The organism is Sorangium sp. So ce385, assembly GCF_051474135.1.
In the GTDB taxonomy this organism is placed as follows: Bacteria; Myxococcota_A; Polyangia; order Polyangiales; family Polyangiaceae; genus Sorangium; species Sorangium cellulosum_D.
In genome coordinates, this window is sequence record NZ_CP150337.1 from 794,551 (window position 1) to 811,482 (window position 16,932).

At 72.9% G+C, this 16,932-nt stretch carries 13 protein-coding genes; all 13 read left to right on the plus strand.

Going from position 1 to position 16,932, the window contains the following annotated elements:
- The first annotated feature begins 27 nt into the window (after window positions 1-27).
- The gene (locus tag WME83_RS03020) at window positions 28-1,107 is read left to right on the plus strand and encodes a hypothetical protein (protein WP_437317757.1); all 1,080 of its coding nucleotides are present in this window, start codon (window positions 28-30) and stop codon (window positions 1,105-1,107) included.
- 518 nt (window positions 1,108-1,625) lie between these two features.
- Window positions 1,626-2,864 (plus strand): FIST signal transduction protein, encoded by a 1,239-nt coding sequence (locus tag WME83_RS03025; protein WP_437317758.1) that lies wholly within the window; start codon window positions 1,626-1,628, stop codon window positions 2,862-2,864.
- A gap of 25 nt (window positions 2,865-2,889) precedes the next feature.
- On the plus strand, window positions 2,890-4,758 hold the full coding sequence (locus tag WME83_RS03030; RefSeq protein WP_437317759.1) for a GAF domain-containing sensor histidine kinase: 1,869 nt from the start codon (window positions 2,890-2,892) through the stop codon (window positions 4,756-4,758).
- 110 nt (window positions 4,759-4,868) lie between these two features.
- The gene (locus WME83_RS03035; protein WP_437317760.1) at window positions 4,869-6,836 is read left to right on the plus strand and encodes a 4-alpha-glucanotransferase; all 1,968 of its coding nucleotides are present in this window, start codon (window positions 4,869-4,871) and stop codon (window positions 6,834-6,836) included.
- A gap of 142 nt (window positions 6,837-6,978) precedes the next feature.
- On the plus strand, window positions 6,979-8,688 hold the full coding sequence (locus WME83_RS03040) for a serine/threonine protein kinase (RefSeq protein WP_437317761.1): 1,710 nt from the start codon (window positions 6,979-6,981) through the stop codon (window positions 8,686-8,688).
- The gene (locus tag WME83_RS03045; RefSeq protein ID WP_437317762.1) at window positions 8,685-9,683 is read left to right on the plus strand and encodes a hypothetical protein; all 999 of its coding nucleotides are present in this window, start codon (window positions 8,685-8,687) and stop codon (window positions 9,681-9,683) included. Before WME83_RS03040 ends, WME83_RS03045 begins: the two co-directional genes overlap by 4 nt.
- A 12-nt stretch (window positions 9,684-9,695) precedes the next feature.
- Window positions 9,696-10,097, plus strand: coding sequence for a hypothetical protein (locus tag WME83_RS03050; protein WP_437317763.1), 402 nt, complete (start codon window positions 9,696-9,698; stop codon window positions 10,095-10,097).
- Window positions 10,098-10,137: 40 nt separating this feature from the next.
- On the plus strand, window positions 10,138-11,328 hold the full coding sequence (locus WME83_RS03055) for a substrate-binding domain-containing protein (protein WP_437317764.1): 1,191 nt from the start codon (window positions 10,138-10,140) through the stop codon (window positions 11,326-11,328).
- A gap of 288 nt (window positions 11,329-11,616) precedes the next feature.
- A complete protein-coding gene (locus WME83_RS03060) occupies window positions 11,617-12,576 on the plus strand; it encodes a hypothetical protein (protein WP_437317765.1) in 960 nt (319 codons plus the stop codon).
- Window positions 12,577-12,618: 42 nt separating this feature from the next.
- Window positions 12,619-13,389, plus strand: a complete 771-nt coding sequence (locus WME83_RS03065; protein ID WP_437317766.1) for a thioesterase II family protein — start codon at window positions 12,619-12,621, stop codon at window positions 13,387-13,389.
- Between the two features lie 92 nt (window positions 13,390-13,481).
- The gene (locus WME83_RS03070; RefSeq protein ID WP_437317767.1) at window positions 13,482-15,128 is read left to right on the plus strand and encodes a fumarate hydratase; all 1,647 of its coding nucleotides are present in this window, start codon (window positions 13,482-13,484) and stop codon (window positions 15,126-15,128) included.
- 363 nt (window positions 15,129-15,491) lie between these two features.
- The gene (locus tag WME83_RS03075; protein ID WP_437317768.1) at window positions 15,492-15,815 is read left to right on the plus strand and encodes a hypothetical protein; all 324 of its coding nucleotides are present in this window, start codon (window positions 15,492-15,494) and stop codon (window positions 15,813-15,815) included.
- Window positions 15,815-16,762 (plus strand): alpha/beta fold hydrolase, encoded by a 948-nt coding sequence (locus tag WME83_RS03080; protein WP_437321956.1) that lies wholly within the window; start codon window positions 15,815-15,817, stop codon window positions 16,760-16,762. The genes WME83_RS03075 and WME83_RS03080 overlap by 1 nt, the downstream gene beginning before the upstream one ends.
- Window positions 16,763-16,932: the final 170 nt, after the last annotated feature.

Below are 16,932 nucleotides of genomic sequence, written 5' to 3' on the forward strand. Positions count from 1 at the left end.
CCCCGCCTAGCACGGTAAGCTCCCAGCGTGCTGCACCGTGTTGTCTCGATCGGCTGTGCCTGCTTCGGGGGGATCCTGCTCGCCGCGCTCGGCGGACCCGGCTGCACGCAGGACCACGACCTCCTCGGCCGGGATCCGCCGAGCGCGGCGAGCACGTCCGGCGCCGGCGGCGGCCCGGGATCGACCTCGAGCAGCGCGACCACCACGGGGGCGGGCGGCGGCGGCGTCGTCGAGCCGCCGGGGCCGACCAGGCTCACCGTGGTGAACGGCGTCGCCGATCACGACGCGGTCCGCTTCTGCTTCCTCGCCTACCCCGACGGCACCGGCGCCGGCGTGGCGCCCTGGCCGGGCGAAGGCGCGGGCCTCGGCTTCGCCCGGTCCCGGGCGATCGAGCCGCTCGGCGCGGCGATCCCCGAGGGGGCGAGCGTGCGCGCGCACGTGATCGCCGGCGACCTCGGCGCGACGGAGGGGCTCGATTGCGCCGAGATCCTCGCGCTCGCCGCGGAGCCCGCCGCCCCGATCGTCGCCGCGGGGCTCCCCGTGGTGCCGGCGCCGGTGTTCGCCGAGGAGAAGAGCCTCCTCCTCGTCGCGACCGGCTGCCTCGGCGGCGAGGGACACACGCACGCCAGGGAGAAGCAGGGCTGCGGCGACGCCTACACGGCCGACACGCCGACCGCCGGCCTCGTGGCGGTCGCCATGTCGCGGCAGACGAGCTTCGGCAGGCTGAGCTTGCAGGTCGCCCATGCGAGCGCGGCGGCGCCGCCGGTCAACGTGCGGCTCGCGCCCGGGCGCGCGGACGTGAGCGCGGTGCCCGTCGCGCAGGACCTCTCGTACGGCGCGATCTCGCCGTTCCCTCCGTTCGTCGGCCTCTCGCGCGGCGACCTCGGCGCGCTCGAGGAGGTCGAGATCGAGACCTACGAGCCGCTCTCGGCGACGGTGACGTCCTCGGTGCCGATGCGCGAGATCCTGGCGAACAGCGATGTGCCGGCGGACGACGTCTCCGACGGTCAAGGGCTCGTGCTCGTGGCCATCGGGGCTGCTCCGGGGACGGCACGCGGCGGGTTCTGGCACCCCCTGACGTACGCGCTGTTGTGGGCGGATCCCTGAGCCGCCCCGATCATCCCATCTCCGGTATCCCGCGCTGACCGCCCCTCGCTGGGAGGTGGGCACACCTCGTCCGGTCGCTCTCGCAGGGCGACGAGGCGCCGCAATTCCGCCTTGGGCATCGAGGCGACGTCGAGCGTGGTCTGCAATCCACGTTGCTCGTGTGGTGCGCTGCGTTGTCCGGTGCGCGCGGCGCGGCCTCGGTTGCTTCTGTGCAATCGACTCGGGTGTGTCCGCCGTGCCCGACGAGCTTGCAGGGGACGTGGTCGTATTGAAGGATAAGGATTCTGCTCCCTCGGTCCCGGGCACCTCTGTCTCCCCAGCAGGTCTCCTCCTCGCAGGCCCGCCGTGGCTCTGCCCGGCGCTTCATTTCGAGGTCGTCACGCCGGGAAAATCGCGAGTCGCTCGACGAGCGGGAGCGCCCTGTACGGACGACATCACAGGAGAATGCGCGCGCCGTGACGTTCGGATGAATCTCCAGTATAACGCGAGTGCCTACATTCCGAGGGGGGGAAGAGAACATGGCGACACAGGTATTTGTCGGCGCGAGCTCCACGGCGGATCCAAAGAAGGCTGCCTCGGAGGCCGTGGCCGCGGCGCTCCGCGAGTCGGCGCGCTCCGAACACGCCGGTCACGCCGGTCACGCCGGTCACGCCGGTCACGCCCATTCCGCAGCGCGACCCGCGTTTGCGCTCGTCCTGTCGACGGATCAATACGACGCTGACGCGCTCGCTGCGGCCACGACGAGCGAGCTGCCCGGCGTCCCGTGGGCGGGGTGCTGTACGGCCGGGGTCTTCGCGGGCAGCCGCCTTCTCCGGCAGGGGCTCGTCGTGGGGCTCGTCTTCTCGGAGACCGTGCGCGTCGGCGTCGGGGTCGCGCAGCCGGTGAGCCAGGACGGGCGGCGCGCCGGCGTGCTCGCCGCCTCGCGCGCGCTCGAGGGGTTCCCGCCGTCCGTTCCGGCGGGGTGGAGCCGCGCGCTCATCGTGCTGCCGGACGCGCTCACGGGCAACGCGGCCGACGTCGTGCGCGGCGCGGTCGAGGTCGGCGGCACGGGCGTTGTCTGGGCCGGCGGCGGCGCGGGCGACAACCTCCGCTTCGTGCGCACCGCGCAGTTCGCGGGCGGCCGCGCCTACTCGGACAGCGTGGTCGTGGTCGCGATCGACTCGCCGGCGCGCATGGCGACCGGCATCCGCCACGGCTTCCGCCCCTATGGCCCGCCGACGATGGTCACCCGCGCCGAGGGCACGGTCCTCGCGGAGCTCGAGTACGAGGGCGCCTTCTCGGTCTACCAGCGCACCGCCCGGGCGAAGGGCCATCAGGTCAACCTCGACGGCTTTGCCACCTTCGCCATGACCCACCCGCTCGGCATCCCGCAGGCCGACGGCGAGCACGTCATCCGCGACCCGCTGCGCGTGGTCTCCCCCGGCGGGCTCTACTGCGTCGGCGAGGTCCCGGACGGGTGCCTCATCCGCGTCATGGAGGGCGACCCCATCGGCCTCGTCGGCGCCGCGCGCGAGGCCGCGATCACGGCGCGCGACGCGGTCTCCGGGCCGATCGCCGGCGCCTTCGTGTTCGACTGCATCTCGCGGTGCATGATGCTCGGCGACACGGTGCGCGACGAGCTGACCACCTTCGAGAGCGAGCTCGGCCAGAGCGTCCCGGTGATGGGGTGCCTGACGTTCGGGGAGGTGGGCACGCTGGGCCGGGGGGTGCCGCAGTTCCACAACAAGACCGCCGTCGTGCTCGCGCTGGGGGCCTGAGCCCCGGAGCGGCTGGAGCCCCGTCATGGCGAGCGGCGAAGATCACGAGATCCAGGAGGAGCGGCTGGCGCTGCTCAGCGTCCTCCAGGAGCTCACGGTCGCCGCGCTCGACCTCTTCGATCCGCGCCAGTCGATGGCGATCTTCCTCGAGCGGCTCGCCGAGCGGCTGAGCTGCATCGCGGTGCTCGTGCTCGTCGAGCCGACGCCCCTCGCCCCGCGGCTCCTCGACGCCGCGGGGCTCTCGGCGAGCTCGCGCGCGCTGCCCATCCCGCCGCGCCCGCCCGCCGCGGCCGGCGCGCCTGTGGGCGAGGGCGCGGGCCTCCGCTTGCCGTACCCGGAGCTCGCGCGGCCCGGGCTCGTCACGTGGCACTTCTCGCTGGAGGGGCAGGGCGACAGCGGCGCCTCCAGCCTCATCCTGTGCTTCGAGGGCGAGCCCCCGTTCGCGCCGCGGTACCGGGGCATGATGCGCAGGCTCGCGTCGACCTTCCGCACGGCGCTCGTGCACCGCCTGCTCTACGCGCGCATGATCGAGAACGAGCGCGAGCGGGCGCGGCACCTCGCCGCTGCGGAGGCGGGGCGCGCGGCGGCGGAGGCGGCGCAGCGCCGCGCCGCGTTCCTCTCGGAGGCGAGCCGGCTGCTCTCCAGCTCGCTCAACTACGAGGCCACGCTGGTCCGCGTCGCGCGGCTGCCGGTCCCGTTCGTCGCGGACTGGTGCATGGTCGACATCATCGAGCGCGAGGCGATGCTCCGGCGCGCGGTCGTCGTCCACGCCGACCCCCAGAAGAGCGAGCTCGCGCGCCTCTTGCAGGGCCAGACGCCGATGGACTCGGTCCTCCCGGCCGGCGTCTCGCGCGTGCTGCAGACGGGCGAGGCGGTGCTCTGCGAGATCGCGGGCGCGCCTGCCCCCGAGGGCGATCGCGCCGCGTACGACGGCGAGCCGCCGGTGTCCGCCAGCGAGGCGCTCCTCCGGGAGCTCGGCCTCCAGCGCTACATCTCCGTGCCGCTCGTCACGCGCGGCACGATGCTCGGCGTGCTCACCATCGCCTCGGGCCGCGACGACCTGCCGTACGGCGTGGAGGACCGCGCGCTCGCGGAGGATCTCGGGCGGCGGGCCGCGCTGGCGATCGACAACGCGCGGCTCTACGAGAGCGCGCAGCGGGCGATCCGGGCGCGGGAGGAGCTCGTCGCGGTGGTGTCGCACGATCTCAAGAGCCCGCTCGCGACCATCGTCATGAACACGAGCCTCCTGCGCCGGAAGCTGCCGAGCTCGGACGAGGCGGCCGAGCTGCGGCGCCCGGTCGAGCGCATCCAGAAGTCGGCCGATCGCATGAACCGCCTCATCCGCGATCTGCTCGACCTGGCGAAGCTCGAAGGCGGCCACATCTCGGTCCAGCCGGTGCCGCACGACGTCGCCGTCCTCCTGGGCGACGCCCTGGAGCTCCTGCGCGAGGAGGCGGCGGAGAAGTCGCTGCGCCTGGAGCTCGGCGTCGAGCTCGGCGTCGAGCGGGCGCTCTGCGATCGCGAGCGGATCCTGCAGGTGATCGCGAACATCGTCGGCAACGCGATCAAGTTCACGCCCGCCGGCGGCGAGGTCGCGGTCCGCGCCGAGCCGTGGGGCAGGGAGGTGCGCGTGTCGGTGCGCGACACCGGCCCGGGCATCCCGGAGGACCAGCGGGCGAGGATCTTCGAGCGTTACTGGCAGGCGAAGGAGACCGCGCACAAGGGCACGGGGCTCGGCCTCTCGATCGCGAAGGCGCTCGTCGAGGTGCACGGCGGGCGGATCTGGGTCGAGAGCAAGGTGGGCGAGGGGAGCACGTTCTTCTTCACGCTCCCGACGGCGGAGGCCGCGGGCGCGACCACGGGAGTCGCGGCGGGCACGCGCCTCGGGGCCTGACAGCCGTACTCGGGTTTCGCCGGACATCGATTTCATCCAACCACCGAGGGCGATCTGTCCATGATTTCGCGTCTTGGCGGGCCGATCCCTTCATCGCTATACCTACCGCGATGAAGGACGCCGGGAACGACAGGGGCGACGTGGCAGAGGCCCAGGCGCGAGCGGACGAGGACGAGCGGGGGCTCGTCCGGGCCGCATTGCAGCTCTTGGGCATCCGCAACCTGGTGCTCGCGATCCACGATCCGAGCTTTCCCTCGAACGACGACGAGGACACCGGGCGCGGGTCCCCGTATACCGAGGGCGGGCGCCGGTTCCTCCGGTTCGCGCGCGATCTCGGGTTCAACGGCATCCAGCTCGGGCCCCAGGGGGAGACCTCGGCCGACAACGCGTCCCCGTACGACGGCACCATCTTCTCGCGGAGCACGCTGTCGATCGCGCTCGCCCGGCTCGCGGAGGACGGCCCCTTCGGCGCGCTCCTGCGCCCCGAGTCGGTGCGGAGGATCGTGGCCGAGCGGCCGGCCGGCAGCGAGGGGCGCGCGCTGCACCGCTATGCCTACCGCGCGCAGCGCGCCGCGCTCCGTGAGGCGTACGCGTCGTTCGTCGACCGGCGGAGGCGCGGCGAGCTCGGGGCGCTCGCCGAGCGGCTCGACGCGTTCAGGAAGCGGAACGCGGCGTGGCTCGAGCGCGACGGGCTCTACGGCCCCCTCTGCGAGGAGCACCAGAGCGGCTGGTTTCACGGCTGGTCGGGCGAGCCGGCGCTGGATCGCCGCCTCTTCGCGCCCGGCCCTGGCGAGGTGGTCGCCTGCGAGGAGCGCAGGCGAGAGCTCCTCGATCGGTACCGCGACGAGCTCGAGGTTTACGCCTTCTGCCAGCTCCTCGCGCACGAGCAGCACGCGGCGCTCCGGACGGTGACGGGCGAGCTCGGGCTCAAGCTCTACGGCGATCTGCAGATCGGCTATTCGCCTCAGGACGCCTGGGCGCATCAATCGGTGTTCCTGAAGGGCTATCTGATGGGGGCGCCGCCGAGCCGCACCAACCCGGAAGGTCAGGTGTGGAACTACCCTGTCCTGGATCCGGCGCAGTACACGGACGGCTCCTCCGGCGCGCTCGCCCTCGTGCGCGCGCGGATGGAGAAGATGTTCGACGAGTTCGACGGGGTGCGCCTCGATCACCCGCACGGCCTCGTCTGCCCGTGGGTCTACGCCGCCGACGCCCCCGATCCGCTGCGCGCGGTCCAGGGCGGGGCGCGCCTCTTCTCGTCGCCCGACCTGCCGGACCACCCGCTGCTCGCCCGCTATGCGATCGTCTCTCCCGCCCAGCTGAACCGCGCCGTGCCCCGGTACGCGGACGACTGGGTCTCCGCGCTGACGCCGGAGCAGGTGGGGCGATACAGCGTGATCTTCGACACCATCGCGAGCTGCGCGGAGGCGCGCGGCCGCGCCACCACCGACATCGTGTGCGAGGTCCTGAGCACGCTCCCGTACCCGCTCAAGGCGGTCCTCGAGCGGCACGGGCTCGGGCGCTTCCGGGTCACGCAGAAGGCCGATCTCGACAACCCGAAGGACGTCTATCGCAGCGAGAACGCCGCGCCCTCCGACTGGATCATGGTGGGCACGCACGACACGCCGCCGCTCTGGCGGCTCCTCGACGCGTGGGCGCGCTCCTCCGCGCTCGAGCGGCAGGCCGCGTACCTCGCCGGCCGGCTCGCGCCCTCGCCGGCCGAGGAGGGCGCGATGGCGCGCGCGCTCGCGTCCGATCCGCGCGCGCTCGCGCAGGCCAAGTTCGCCGACCTCTTCGCGAGCCAGGCGTCGAACGTGATGGTCTTCTTCTCCGATCTGCTCGGGGTGAAGGAGATCTACAATGCTCCCGGGACCATCGGCGATCACAACTGGTCGCTGCGGGTGCCCCGCGATTACGAGCGATCGTATTCGGAGATGCGCGCGCGCGGCGAGGCGCTCGATCTCCCGCGCGTGCTCGCGCTCGCGCTGCGCGCGCGCGGAGGCGCGGAGTCGCAGGAGCGCCGCGACCTCGCCGCGCGGCTAGAGCGCCGGTCCGGCGCGGCGCGCGGCCAGCGCTGACCGCCCGCGAGCGCGGCGGGGCGAGCCCGCGCCCCGCGCGGCGGCGTTCGCGCGAACGTCACCCGGCGTTTGCCTGCAAGTAACAGGCTGAGCGCATCCTCGGGCCTGGCTTTTCCCTCGTGGATGGGCCGGCCTAGGTCGAATGAGCGCTCCCAGCGACCCCCAAGGTTGGCGCAAGTACCGCCCGATCGCCGAGATCGGCAGGGGCGGGATGGCCGACGTCTGCCTCGCGGTCGCCCGGGGGCCGGCCGGCTTCAACAAGCTGGTCGTCCTCAAGCGGGCGCGGGCCGAGCTGTGCGAGGACGCCGAGATCCTCGCCATGTTCCTCGACGAGGCGCGGCTCGCGGCCCGGCTCAATCACCCCAACGTCGTGCAGACGTACGAGGTGGGCGAGGACGGCGAGCGGCTCTTCATCGCCATGGAGTACCTCGACGGCCAGCCGCTCAGCCAGCTCCGCGCCCGCGTGGGGTTGACCGATCTGTCGCTCCCCGTTCAGGTGCGGATCCTGACCGACGCGCTCGCCGGGCTCCATCACGCGCACGAGCTGCGCGATTTCGACGGCACGCCCATTCACGTGGTCCACCGCGACGCGAGCCCGCAGAACATCTTCGTCACCTACGACGGCGTCATCAAGGTGGTCGATTTCGGGATCGCGAAGGCGGCCGACTCGCTGTCCCAGACGCGCGCCGGCATGCTCAAGGGCAAGGTGGCCTATATGTCGCCGGAGCAATCGCGCGGCGAGCGCGTGGACCGGCGCTCTGACGTCTTCTCCGTCGGCGTCATCCTCTGGGAGGCGATCGCGCGGCGGCGCATGTGGAAGGGCTACAACGACCTCGCCATCCTCGGGCGGCTCGGCCTGGGCGAGCTCCCGGACCTGCGCGTCGCCGCGCCCGACGTCGATCCCGAGCTCGAGCGGATCTGCCGCAAGGCGCTCGCGCACGCGCCCGGGGACCGGTACGCCACCGCGGCCGAGCTGCACGCGGATCTCGAGCGCTGGCTCCGCGAGCATCACCACGGGATGAGCGCGCGCGAGGTCGGCGCGTTCGTGGCGAGCCGGTTCGCGGACGACCGCGCGCGCATCCAGCAGCTCGTCGAGGAGCAGCTGCGCGACGTGCGCTGGTCCGGCAGCTACGGGAAGGTCACCCTCTCGGATCTGCCGAAGATCGGCGCCGGTCCGGCGTCGATGACGCCGACCTTGACGGCGCCCGCGGCGTTCAGCCCCTCGGACGCGAGCTCGACGCCGCCCGCGGTGAGCTCGACCGAGACGGGGCAGACCCGGCGAACCGGGCAAACCGGGCGCGGCGAGCCCGCCTCGCGCTCGAGCCGGCTGATCGCCGCGATCGCGATCACCTTCCTCCTCGCCGCGGGCGTCGTGACGGCCGGCATCCTGCGTCCGCCGCCTCGCGCGGCGCCGGCCGGCCCCCTCCAGGCGCTCACCGCTCCTCCCGTGGACGCGCCTCCTCCGCCGCCGGCCCCGCCGCAAGAGGAGGTGCGCCTCGTGGTCCGTGTCTCGCCCGCGGAGGCGCGGCTGTTCCTCGACGGAGCGCCGCTGTCGCGCGGCGATTATCAGGGCCAGCTCGTCAAGGACGGGCGCGAGCACGTCGTCCGCGCCGAGGCGCCGGGTTTCCTGGCGCAGGAGGAGACGATCACGGCGAAGAGCGATCTCGTCGTGAAGCTCGCGCTGGAGCGCGATCCGGGCGCGCCGCGAGGAAAGCCGGCGCCGATCGCCCGGAGCACGCCGGCGATCGCGCCCGCCTCGACCCCCGCCCCGGCGGCGACGCCGCCGGTCCTGCCGCGCGGCGGCGAGAAGCCGGGGCGACGCATCGACCTGGAGAGCCCCTACGCCCGATGACGACCTCGCGCGCCCTCGCCCTCGCCGCCGCGGCGATCGTCTCCGGCCTTCCGGGCGGCGCGCTCGCCGGGCCCGCCGACGAGACCGCCGAGGCCGACGCGCGCTTCCGGCGCGGCGTCGAGCTCTACAAGGAGGCCGACTACGGCGCCGCGCTCACGGAGTTCCGCCGCGCCTACGCGCTCGCGCCTGCGTACCAGGTGCTCTACAACGTCGCGGGGGCGTGTTACCAGCTCAGGGACTACGCCTGCGCGCTGCGCGCCTTCGAGCGGTACCTGGCCGACGGCGGCGCGCAGATCGCGGCCGACCGGCGGGCCGAGGTCGAGCGGGACATCGCCGTGCTGCGGGGCCGCGTCGCGACCGTCGCGCTCTCGACCTCGGCGCCCGGCGTGGAGATCGCCGTCGACGACGTCCCGGTGGGCAGGACGCCGCTCGCCGAGCCGCTGCTGCTCAGCGCCGGGCGGCGGCGCATCGTCGCCACGGCGGCGGGCCGCCCGGCCGTCACGCGGGTCATCGACGTCGCCGGCGGCGATCACGTCGAGCTCCGGCTCGAGATCCCCGACGCGCAGGCCCAGCCGGCCGCGAGCGCCGGCCCCCGCCTCGCCGCGCCCCCGCCGCCGGAGCGGCCCGGCGCCGTGGGCGACCGCGCTCCTCGCCGGGAGCGGGGCGCGCCCGTCCTGCCCTGGATCGCGACCGGCGCCCTCGCCGCGGGCGCGGCGGTGACCGGGGTCCTCGCGCTCGGCGCGTCGGGCGAGCTCGACGCCGAGCTCGGCGCCTTCCCGGGCGACCCCCGCGCGATCGAGCGCGCGCGCACCCGGACCGCGACGCTCGCGCTCACCGCCGATCTGCTCGCGGGCGCCGCCGTGGTCGTCGGCGGGGTCGCGCTCTACCTCACCGTCGCCGGCGGCTCGGAGCGCCCCGGCGGAGCCCGCGCCGCCTCGCCCTCGATCCGGGCCGCGGTCGCTCCGTCGTCCCTCCGGCTCCTCGGCGCCTTCTAGGGCCGCGCGCGCATGCAACGAAGGCCTTCCAGCGCGCACCGGCGGAGCCCCACGCGGCCTTCGCGCGCGCTCCGCGCCGGCCTCTGCGCGGCGCTCGCGCTCGCCGCGCTCGCCTCGTGCTCGGTGCTCGTCGAGCGCCGGGATCGGCAGTGCGCGACGGACGCCGACTGCGCGCGGTTCCCCGGCGCCCGCTGCGACCCGGGCGGGCGCGTCTGCGTGCCCGCGGACGGCGTCCCGCCGGTCGGGTGCGACGGCGACGACGGCTGCTACAGCTGCGCGCCGACGACGAACGAGCAGCTCCTCAACGCTTGCACCGACGCGGCGTGCCGGCCGTTCGACAACGCGAGGCTCAAGAACCTCCGCGACGGCGGGCTCCCCCCGCTGCCGGAGCCAGGCGCGAGCGGGGGTCGCTGACCCACGCCGCGGACGCGGACCGACGATGATGCGCGACGGGATGTTCCGGTCTTGCCCGATCCACTTGCCTGCTGCGGCGCTGCTCGGCGCCGCCTTGGCCGTCGCGTCGCCGTCGGCGGCGCAGGCCGTGCCGTGCTCCTCGCTGCCCTTCCCGGTCTACGTCACCGGATCGAGCGCGGTGAAGCCGTTCCTCGCCGAGCTCGCGAAGGTGCTCAGCGCGTCGACGCCCCCCATCTCGGTCGTCTATCAGGGGCAGGGCTCGTGCTCCGGGGTCGCCGCCTTCTTCGAGGGCGCGCCGCTCTCGGGCGCCGGCCTGAGCCACTGGGACGCGGACACCGAGCTCCGCTGCGACGCCGGTCCGGACGGGAGCCCGATCGACGTCGCGGTCTCCGACGTGTTCGCGACGACCTGCGACGCCGCCTTCACGACCTCGAGCACGATCAGCGACTTCACCGGCCCCATCCAGCCGATGACCTTCGTCGTGCCCAACGCGTCGACGCAGGCGTCGATCAGCGCCGAGGCCGCGTACTTCGTGTACGGGTTCGGCCAGGGCTCCGGCGTCGCGCCCTGGGTCGACGAGCGGTTCATCTTCCAGCGCAACGCCGGCTCCGGCACGCAGCAGATGATGGCGGCGGCGATCGGCGTCCCCGCGTCGCGCTGGCTCGGGGCGCCGACCGAGTCGAGCGACGACATGAGGAGCAGCGTCGCGTTCTCGACCGACGCGGAGCGCACGATCGGCGTCCTCGGCGCCAACGTGGCGAGCGAGAGCGCCTCGCTGCTCAAGGTGCTCGCTTACCAGCACTACGACCAGCGCTGCGGCTATTACCCCGACTCCGATCCTCTGAAGCGCGACAAGCGCAACGTCAGAGACGGCCATTACGCGATCTGGGGGCCTCTCCATTTCCTCACGCGGGTCAACATCAACACCGGAGCTCCGTTGAGCGACGGCGCGGCGCTGGTGATCGACTATCTCACCGGCAGGAAGCAGCCGCCGGCGGGGCTCGATCTCATCAAGCTCGAGGCGCAGCACGACGTCGTCCCCGAGTGCGCCATGCGGGTGCGGCGCACCGAGGAGATGGGGCCGCTCGCGTCGTTCATGCCGACGCGCTCGTGCTGGTGTTACTTCGACGCCGTCGCCGGCGGCAGCGCCGACTGCGCGCCTTGCGACAGCGACGCGGATTGCCCGTCGGACGCGCCGAAGTGCAACTTCGGCTACTGCGAGCCGCAGTGAGCCGGGCGCCCCGCGCCGGCGGCCGCGCGGCGCGGCGCCGGCGGTGACCCACGGCGCTCCGCCGGCCCTGCGCCGCGCGGCCGGCGCGCGCTCCGGCGGGGCCGCGCGACGCAGGGCGTCGCAGGGTCGCGGCGGTCAAAAAGCTTGCATCCAGGGCGCTCGGGCTGCATGGATCCGAGCGAGCGCCGCGGTCATGGGGCCTCTCCCGTGCGATGCGGCGGCACAGTGCGACAAGGTGGTTCATCGCCCTCAGAGCCCGCGCGTCGAGAACGAGATGGGAGACACCAGGTGAGCACGACCAAAGCGTCTCTTGGCACCCTGTTCCTCATGCTCTCCCTGGCCGCGCCCGCGCTGGCGCAGGAGCCGCCGCCTTCGCGGCAGCCCGTCACGGACAAGACGAAGGAGCGTTGGGCGAAGAGCCAGGGAGGCCGGTTCGGGTTCGAGGTCGACGTCCTCAGCTCGTCGTACCAGAAGCAGATCGTCGAGGTGCGCCCGGGCCCCGACGAGGCCAGGCTCGAGGAGTCCGATCGGCTCGGCATCGCGATCACCGCCGCCGCGCAGTACCAGATCGTCGCGGGGCTCCACCTCGACGCGGAGATACCGTTCGTCTACGGCGACGTCTCGGGCCGCCAGGACACGGACCTGTTCGGCAAGCGATTCTGGAGCGAAGGCGAGCACAGCCATTTCTTCTTCGGTAACCCCACGTTCGGCCTGCATTACGCTGGCAACGCGCTGCCGAACCTCGCGCTGTTCGGCGGCATGAGCCTGACGATCCCGCTCCATCCGCACCCGGGCTCGCGCCTCGAGGTCGCGGCGGTGGCGAATTTCCCGGCGCGGGCCTACTTCGACGCGCAGCGCGTGCTGCTCGGACACTGGGCCCTCCGGGCGCGCGTGGGGACCGAGATCCACTTCGGGAAGATCCTGTTCCTCACCCACGACGTCGCGACTCAGTTCTTCATGCCGACCCGTGCAGGGGATTTCACGAAGACCGTCATCGAGCAGGGCAACGAGATCGCGTTTCGCCCGTTCGGCAACTTCGGCATCGGCATGCGCCTCCAGGCCGCGTTCCCCCTCTCCTCGAGCAACTCCGCCCAGCTGGCGGCGGAGCCGTTCATCGACTGGGAGCCGCTCGTGAAGGGCTCCTTCACCCGGGTCGGCGCGCTGGTCGCGCTGGACGACGATCTCGGCTTCGGCCTGGACCAGGGGAAGGTCGCCACCATCCGCGTCGCCCTCGGCAGCAAATGGTAGGGGGCGGGCGCGGCGGCGGCGAGCTACGCTGAGCGCCGCACGATGACCACGAGCTCAACCTCCGACACGTGGGTCGGCTGCCCGCGGCCGAACCCCGGTGCCCGGCTTCGCCTCTTCTGCTTCCCCTACGCCGGCGGCGGCTCATCGATCTACAGCGCCTGGTGGCGCGAGCTCCCCGCGCACACCGAGGTCTGCGCGATCAAGCTCCCCGGCCGGGAGGCGCGCCTGAGCGAGCCGCCGTTCGATCGCCTCACCCCGCTCGTCCAGGCCCTCGCCACCGGGATCGAGCGCTGGCTCGCGAAGCCGTTCGCCTTCTACGGCCACAGCCTCGGCGCGCTGGTGAGCTTCGAGCTCGCGCGCGAGCTGCGCCGGAGGGGCGCCCCCTTGCCGCGCCACCTCTTCTTGTCGGGCCGGCGCGCGCCCCACCTGCCCGGCCCGGCGCCGCTCCACGGCCTGCCCGATCGCGAGTTCCTGGACTGGATCCGCCGCATGGGCGGCACGCCCGACGAGGTGCTGCGCGAGCCGGAGCTCCTGGCGCTCTTCCTGCCCACGCTCCGCGCGGACGTGGCGGTCAACGAGGTGGAGCCGTTCGTCCCCGAGCCCCCGCTCGGCTGCCCGATCTCCGCCTTCGGCGGCCTCGAGGACGAGCGCGCGGGCCGCGCCGAGCTCGAAGCCTGGCGCGAGCACACGCGCGGGGCGTTCCGGGTCGAGATGTTCCCCGGCGGGCACTTCTTCCTGCGGAGCGCCCGGGAGCCGCTCCTGCGGTCGATTTCGGCCCTCCTCGACGACACCGTGCGCGAGCTGCCCGCGTGAGGCGGCCGGCGCTGGGCGGGTGTTGAGCCCGGGGCCGGAGCCATGCAAAGAAGGGGGGACCCGCAGCCTCCCTGCCCCCGGAGACCCGAACGATGACCGAATTCCAGTACCAGGACATGCTGCCCATCGGGCATGACGAGACGCCGTACCGCCTCGTCAGCCGCGACCATGTCTCCACCTTCGAGGCCGCCGGCTCGACCTTCCTCAAGGTCGAGCCGGAGGGGCTCACCCTGCTCGCGCGCGAGGCCATGCGCGACATCGCCCACCTCCTCCGGCCCGGCCACCTCGCGCAGCTCGCGCGCATCCTCGGCGATCCCGAGGCCTCGTCGAACGATCGCTTCGTCGCGCTCGAGCTCCTCAAGAACGCGAGCATCGCCGCGGGGGGCGTGCTCCCGTCGTGCCAGGACACCGGCACGGCCATCGTCATGGGCAAGAAGGGCCAGCTCGTCTTCACGGGCGGCGGCGACGAGGCGGCGATCGCGCGCGGCGTCTTCGAGACCTACCGCGCGCAGAACCTCCGCTACTCGCAGCTCGCGCCGCTCGACATGTACAAGGAGGTCAACACGAACGACAACCTCCCTGCGCAGATCGAGATCTTCGCGACGGACGGCGACGCCTACAAATTCCTGTTCATGGCGAAGGGCGGCGGCTCCGCGAACAAGAGCTATCTCTACCAGGAGACCAAGGCGCTCCTGAACCCCGAGAGCCTGCTCTCCTTCGTCGAGGCCAAGATCCGCGCGCTCGGCACGGCGGCGTGCCCGCCGTACCACCTCGCCATCGTCGTCGGCGGCACCTCGGCCGAGCACACGCTCAAGGTCGCGAAGCTCGCCTCGGCGCGCTACCTCGACACGCTCCCGGCCGAGGGCAACGCGCGCGGCCGCGGCTTCCGCGACCGCGATCTCGAGCAGAAGGTCCTCGAGATCGCGCAGCGGACCGGGATCGGCGCCCAGTTCGGGGGCAAGTACTTCTGCCATGACGTGCGGGTCATCCGCCTGCCGCGGCACGGCGCCTCGTGCCCGGTGGGCATCGCGGTCTCGTGCTCCGCGGACCGGCAGGCGCTCGGCAAGATCACGCGCGAGGGCATCTTCCTCGAGCAGCTCGAGGCCGAGCCCGCGAAGTACCTGCCCGACACCACGGACGCGGATCTCGGGGGCGAGGTCGTGAAGATCGACCTCCGCCGCCCCATGCGCGAGATCCGCGCCGAGCTCTCGAAGTACCCGATCCGGACGCGGCTCTCGCTGACCGGGCCGATGATCGTCGCGCGCGACATCGCGCACGCGAAGATCAAGGAGCGCCTCGATCGCGGCGAGGGCATGCCGAGCTACATGCAGGAGTTCATGGTCTACTACGCGGGGCCCGCGAAGACGCCGGCGGGCTATGCCTCCGGCTCGTTCGGGCCCACCACGGCCGGCCGGATGGACGCGTACGTCGATCTCTTCCAGGCGAACGGCGGCAGCTACGTCATGCTCGCCAAGGGCAACCGCTCGCCCGCGGTCACCGCGGCGTGCAAGAAGCACGGCGGCTTCTACCTCGGCTCGATCGGCGGTCCGGCCGCGCGCCTCGCCAAGGACTGCATCAAGAAGGTCGAGGTGCTCGAGTACCCCGAGCTCGGCATGGAGGCGGTCTGGAAGATCGAGGTCGAAGATTTCCCCGCCTTCATCGTCGTGGACGACAAGGGCAACGACTTCTTCGCCGACATCAACAAGCCCGCCGGCCGGAAGCTCGACGTCGCGGGCTGAGCTCCCGAGCCCGGGGATCGCGGCCGGGCAGCTCCTCGGCCCTCGCCGGCGCGGCCGCCGATCGGCCGCGCCGCGCTGCGCGCGCCAGACCTTCCAGGACGTGCGGACATTCCGCGCCGGCGGACCTGAAATAACGAGTTCGACTGGCGATCATGTCCGCCGGACCGATCGTGGAAAACCCCTGTTTCATCCGTTCGTGACAAGGTCCTTGACCTGCGCTTCGCCGGGATCGAACGAGGCAAAAGGTCACACTCGGGGCGTCTTTGCCCCTGCTCAGTCCGCTCTAGGCCCCGCGATCATCTCTGGATCTGCGGTTCGCAGGGGCACGGTCCGTGCTTTGACTCGGTGCGGAAGGAGCTGAGCATGACAGTTCGAGCTGATCGCATGGTGTCCCATGGCCATGCTGAGAACGGGCACCACCGCTTCGAGGATCGTCACGGCGGTCCGAACGGGGCTCGCCATCACCTGGAGGAGGAGCGCCTGGAGCGGCTGGTGCGCGCCGCGCAGGAGGTCTCGGACCAGGCCGAGCGCGGAGAGCGCGACGGGCGCCGCGACGCTGGCCAGGCTGGCCAGGATCGACGGGCCGCCGCTGGCGGCGCCGAGGCGCGGCCGGCTCCGAGGACCGCGAGCATCGCCGATATCGAGCGCGCGGACGACGAGGGGATGCCCCCCGTGGAGGGGACGTGATGACGACGCGCGCGATGAGCCTCGATGGGGTCGTCGATCGATTCCGCTTCGTGCCGAGCGCGCTCCGCCGGCTGGAGCGCGCGCCCCTCGCGGCGGCGCTCGACGCGGAGATCCGGCACGTCGACACGTGGAGCGCCGGGCGCCTCGCCTACTACGTGGACACGCGCGCGACGGGGCGCCCCGTGGTGCTGCTGCACGGGGTCGACGCGGCCGCCTCGTCCAAGGAGATGGCTCCCCTGTTCGATGCGCTCCGCGGGGAGCGGCCCGTCTATGCGCTCGATCTCCCGGGCTTCGGCCTCTCGGAGCGCGCGGACCGCGCCTACGATCGCGAACTCTATCGCGCCGCGGTGCGCCGCTTCCTCACGGACGTGGTCCGCGAGCCTGGCGGCGCCGACGTCATCGCGCTCTCCCTCACGTCGGAGTTCGTCGCCGCCGTCGCCTGCGAGGAGATGAGCCTCGTGCACAGCCTCGTGCTCGTCTCGCCGACGGGGCTCGGCCGCGAGGCGCCCGGCGCGAGCGCCGTCCTCCGGACGATCGCGCACGTCCCCCCGGTCGCCGGGGCGCTCTATCGCATGCTGGCCTCGCCGCCGAGCATTCGCTGGTTCCTGAAGAAGAGCTTCGTCGGCGCTCCGGATCCCGGCCTCGTCGACTACGCCATCCGCACGTCGAAGGAGCCTGGCGCCCACCGCGCGCCCCTCGCGTTCATCTCGGGCGCCCTGTTCACGGAGGACGCCTTCGAGCGCCTGTATGCGCGCCTCCCCGTCCCCACCCTGATCGTCCATGATCAAGACCCGTATTCGCGCTTCGAGCGCCTCGGCGACCTCCAGCAGCGGAACGCGCGCGTCGAGGTCGCCCGCATCGCGCCCACGCGGGGCCTCCCCCACTTCGAGCAGCTCGACGCCACGCTCGAGGTCGTGCGCAGGTTCTGGGCGCAGGACCCCTGGTAAAGACCCCTTCCACGAACGACCCGGACAGCGCGGAGGCGACTCCGCGCTGGGCGGATGTTGCGCGCTCGCGCAGCCCCGGCGCGGCCGGGAGCGACGAGACTGCCGGTGTCCGAGCGGTCGGACGAGAGTGCGTAGGCTGGATTACGGAAACGCGCTCTCCGGGCTCGCCG

What these genes read in the sequence shown, in the direction of transcription:
- WME83_RS03025 (WP_437317758.1), top strand. Translation starts at nt 1,626, where the DNA reads ATGGCGACACAGGTATTTGTCGGCGCGAGCTCCACGGCGGATCCAAAG.
- WME83_RS03035 (WP_437317760.1), top strand. Translation starts at nt 4,869, where the DNA reads ATGAAGGACGCCGGGAACGACAGGGGCGACGTGGCAGAGGCCCAGGCG.
- WME83_RS03045 (WP_437317762.1), top strand. Translation starts at nt 8,685, where the DNA reads ATGACGACCTCGCGCGCCCTCGCCCTCGCCGCCGCGGCGATCGTCTCC.
- WME83_RS03075 (WP_437317768.1), top strand. Translation starts at nt 15,492, where the DNA reads ATGACAGTTCGAGCTGATCGCATGGTGTCCCATGGCCATGCTGAGAAC.
- WME83_RS03065 (WP_437317766.1), top strand. Translation starts at nt 12,619, where the DNA reads ATGACCACGAGCTCAACCTCCGACACGTGGGTCGGCTGCCCGCGGCCG.
- WME83_RS03070 (WP_437317767.1), top strand. Translation starts at nt 13,482, where the DNA reads ATGACCGAATTCCAGTACCAGGACATGCTGCCCATCGGGCATGACGAG.
- WME83_RS03030 (WP_437317759.1), top strand. Translation starts at nt 2,890, where the DNA reads ATGGCGAGCGGCGAAGATCACGAGATCCAGGAGGAGCGGCTGGCGCTG.
- WME83_RS03050 (WP_437317763.1), top strand. Translation starts at nt 9,696, where the DNA reads ATGCAACGAAGGCCTTCCAGCGCGCACCGGCGGAGCCCCACGCGGCCT.
- WME83_RS03080 (WP_437321956.1), top strand. Translation starts at nt 15,815, where the DNA reads ATGACGACGCGCGCGATGAGCCTCGATGGGGTCGTCGATCGATTCCGC.
- WME83_RS03055 (WP_437317764.1), top strand. Translation starts at nt 10,138, where the DNA reads ATGTTCCGGTCTTGCCCGATCCACTTGCCTGCTGCGGCGCTGCTCGGC.
- WME83_RS03040 (WP_437317761.1), top strand. Translation starts at nt 6,979, where the DNA reads ATGAGCGCTCCCAGCGACCCCCAAGGTTGGCGCAAGTACCGCCCGATC.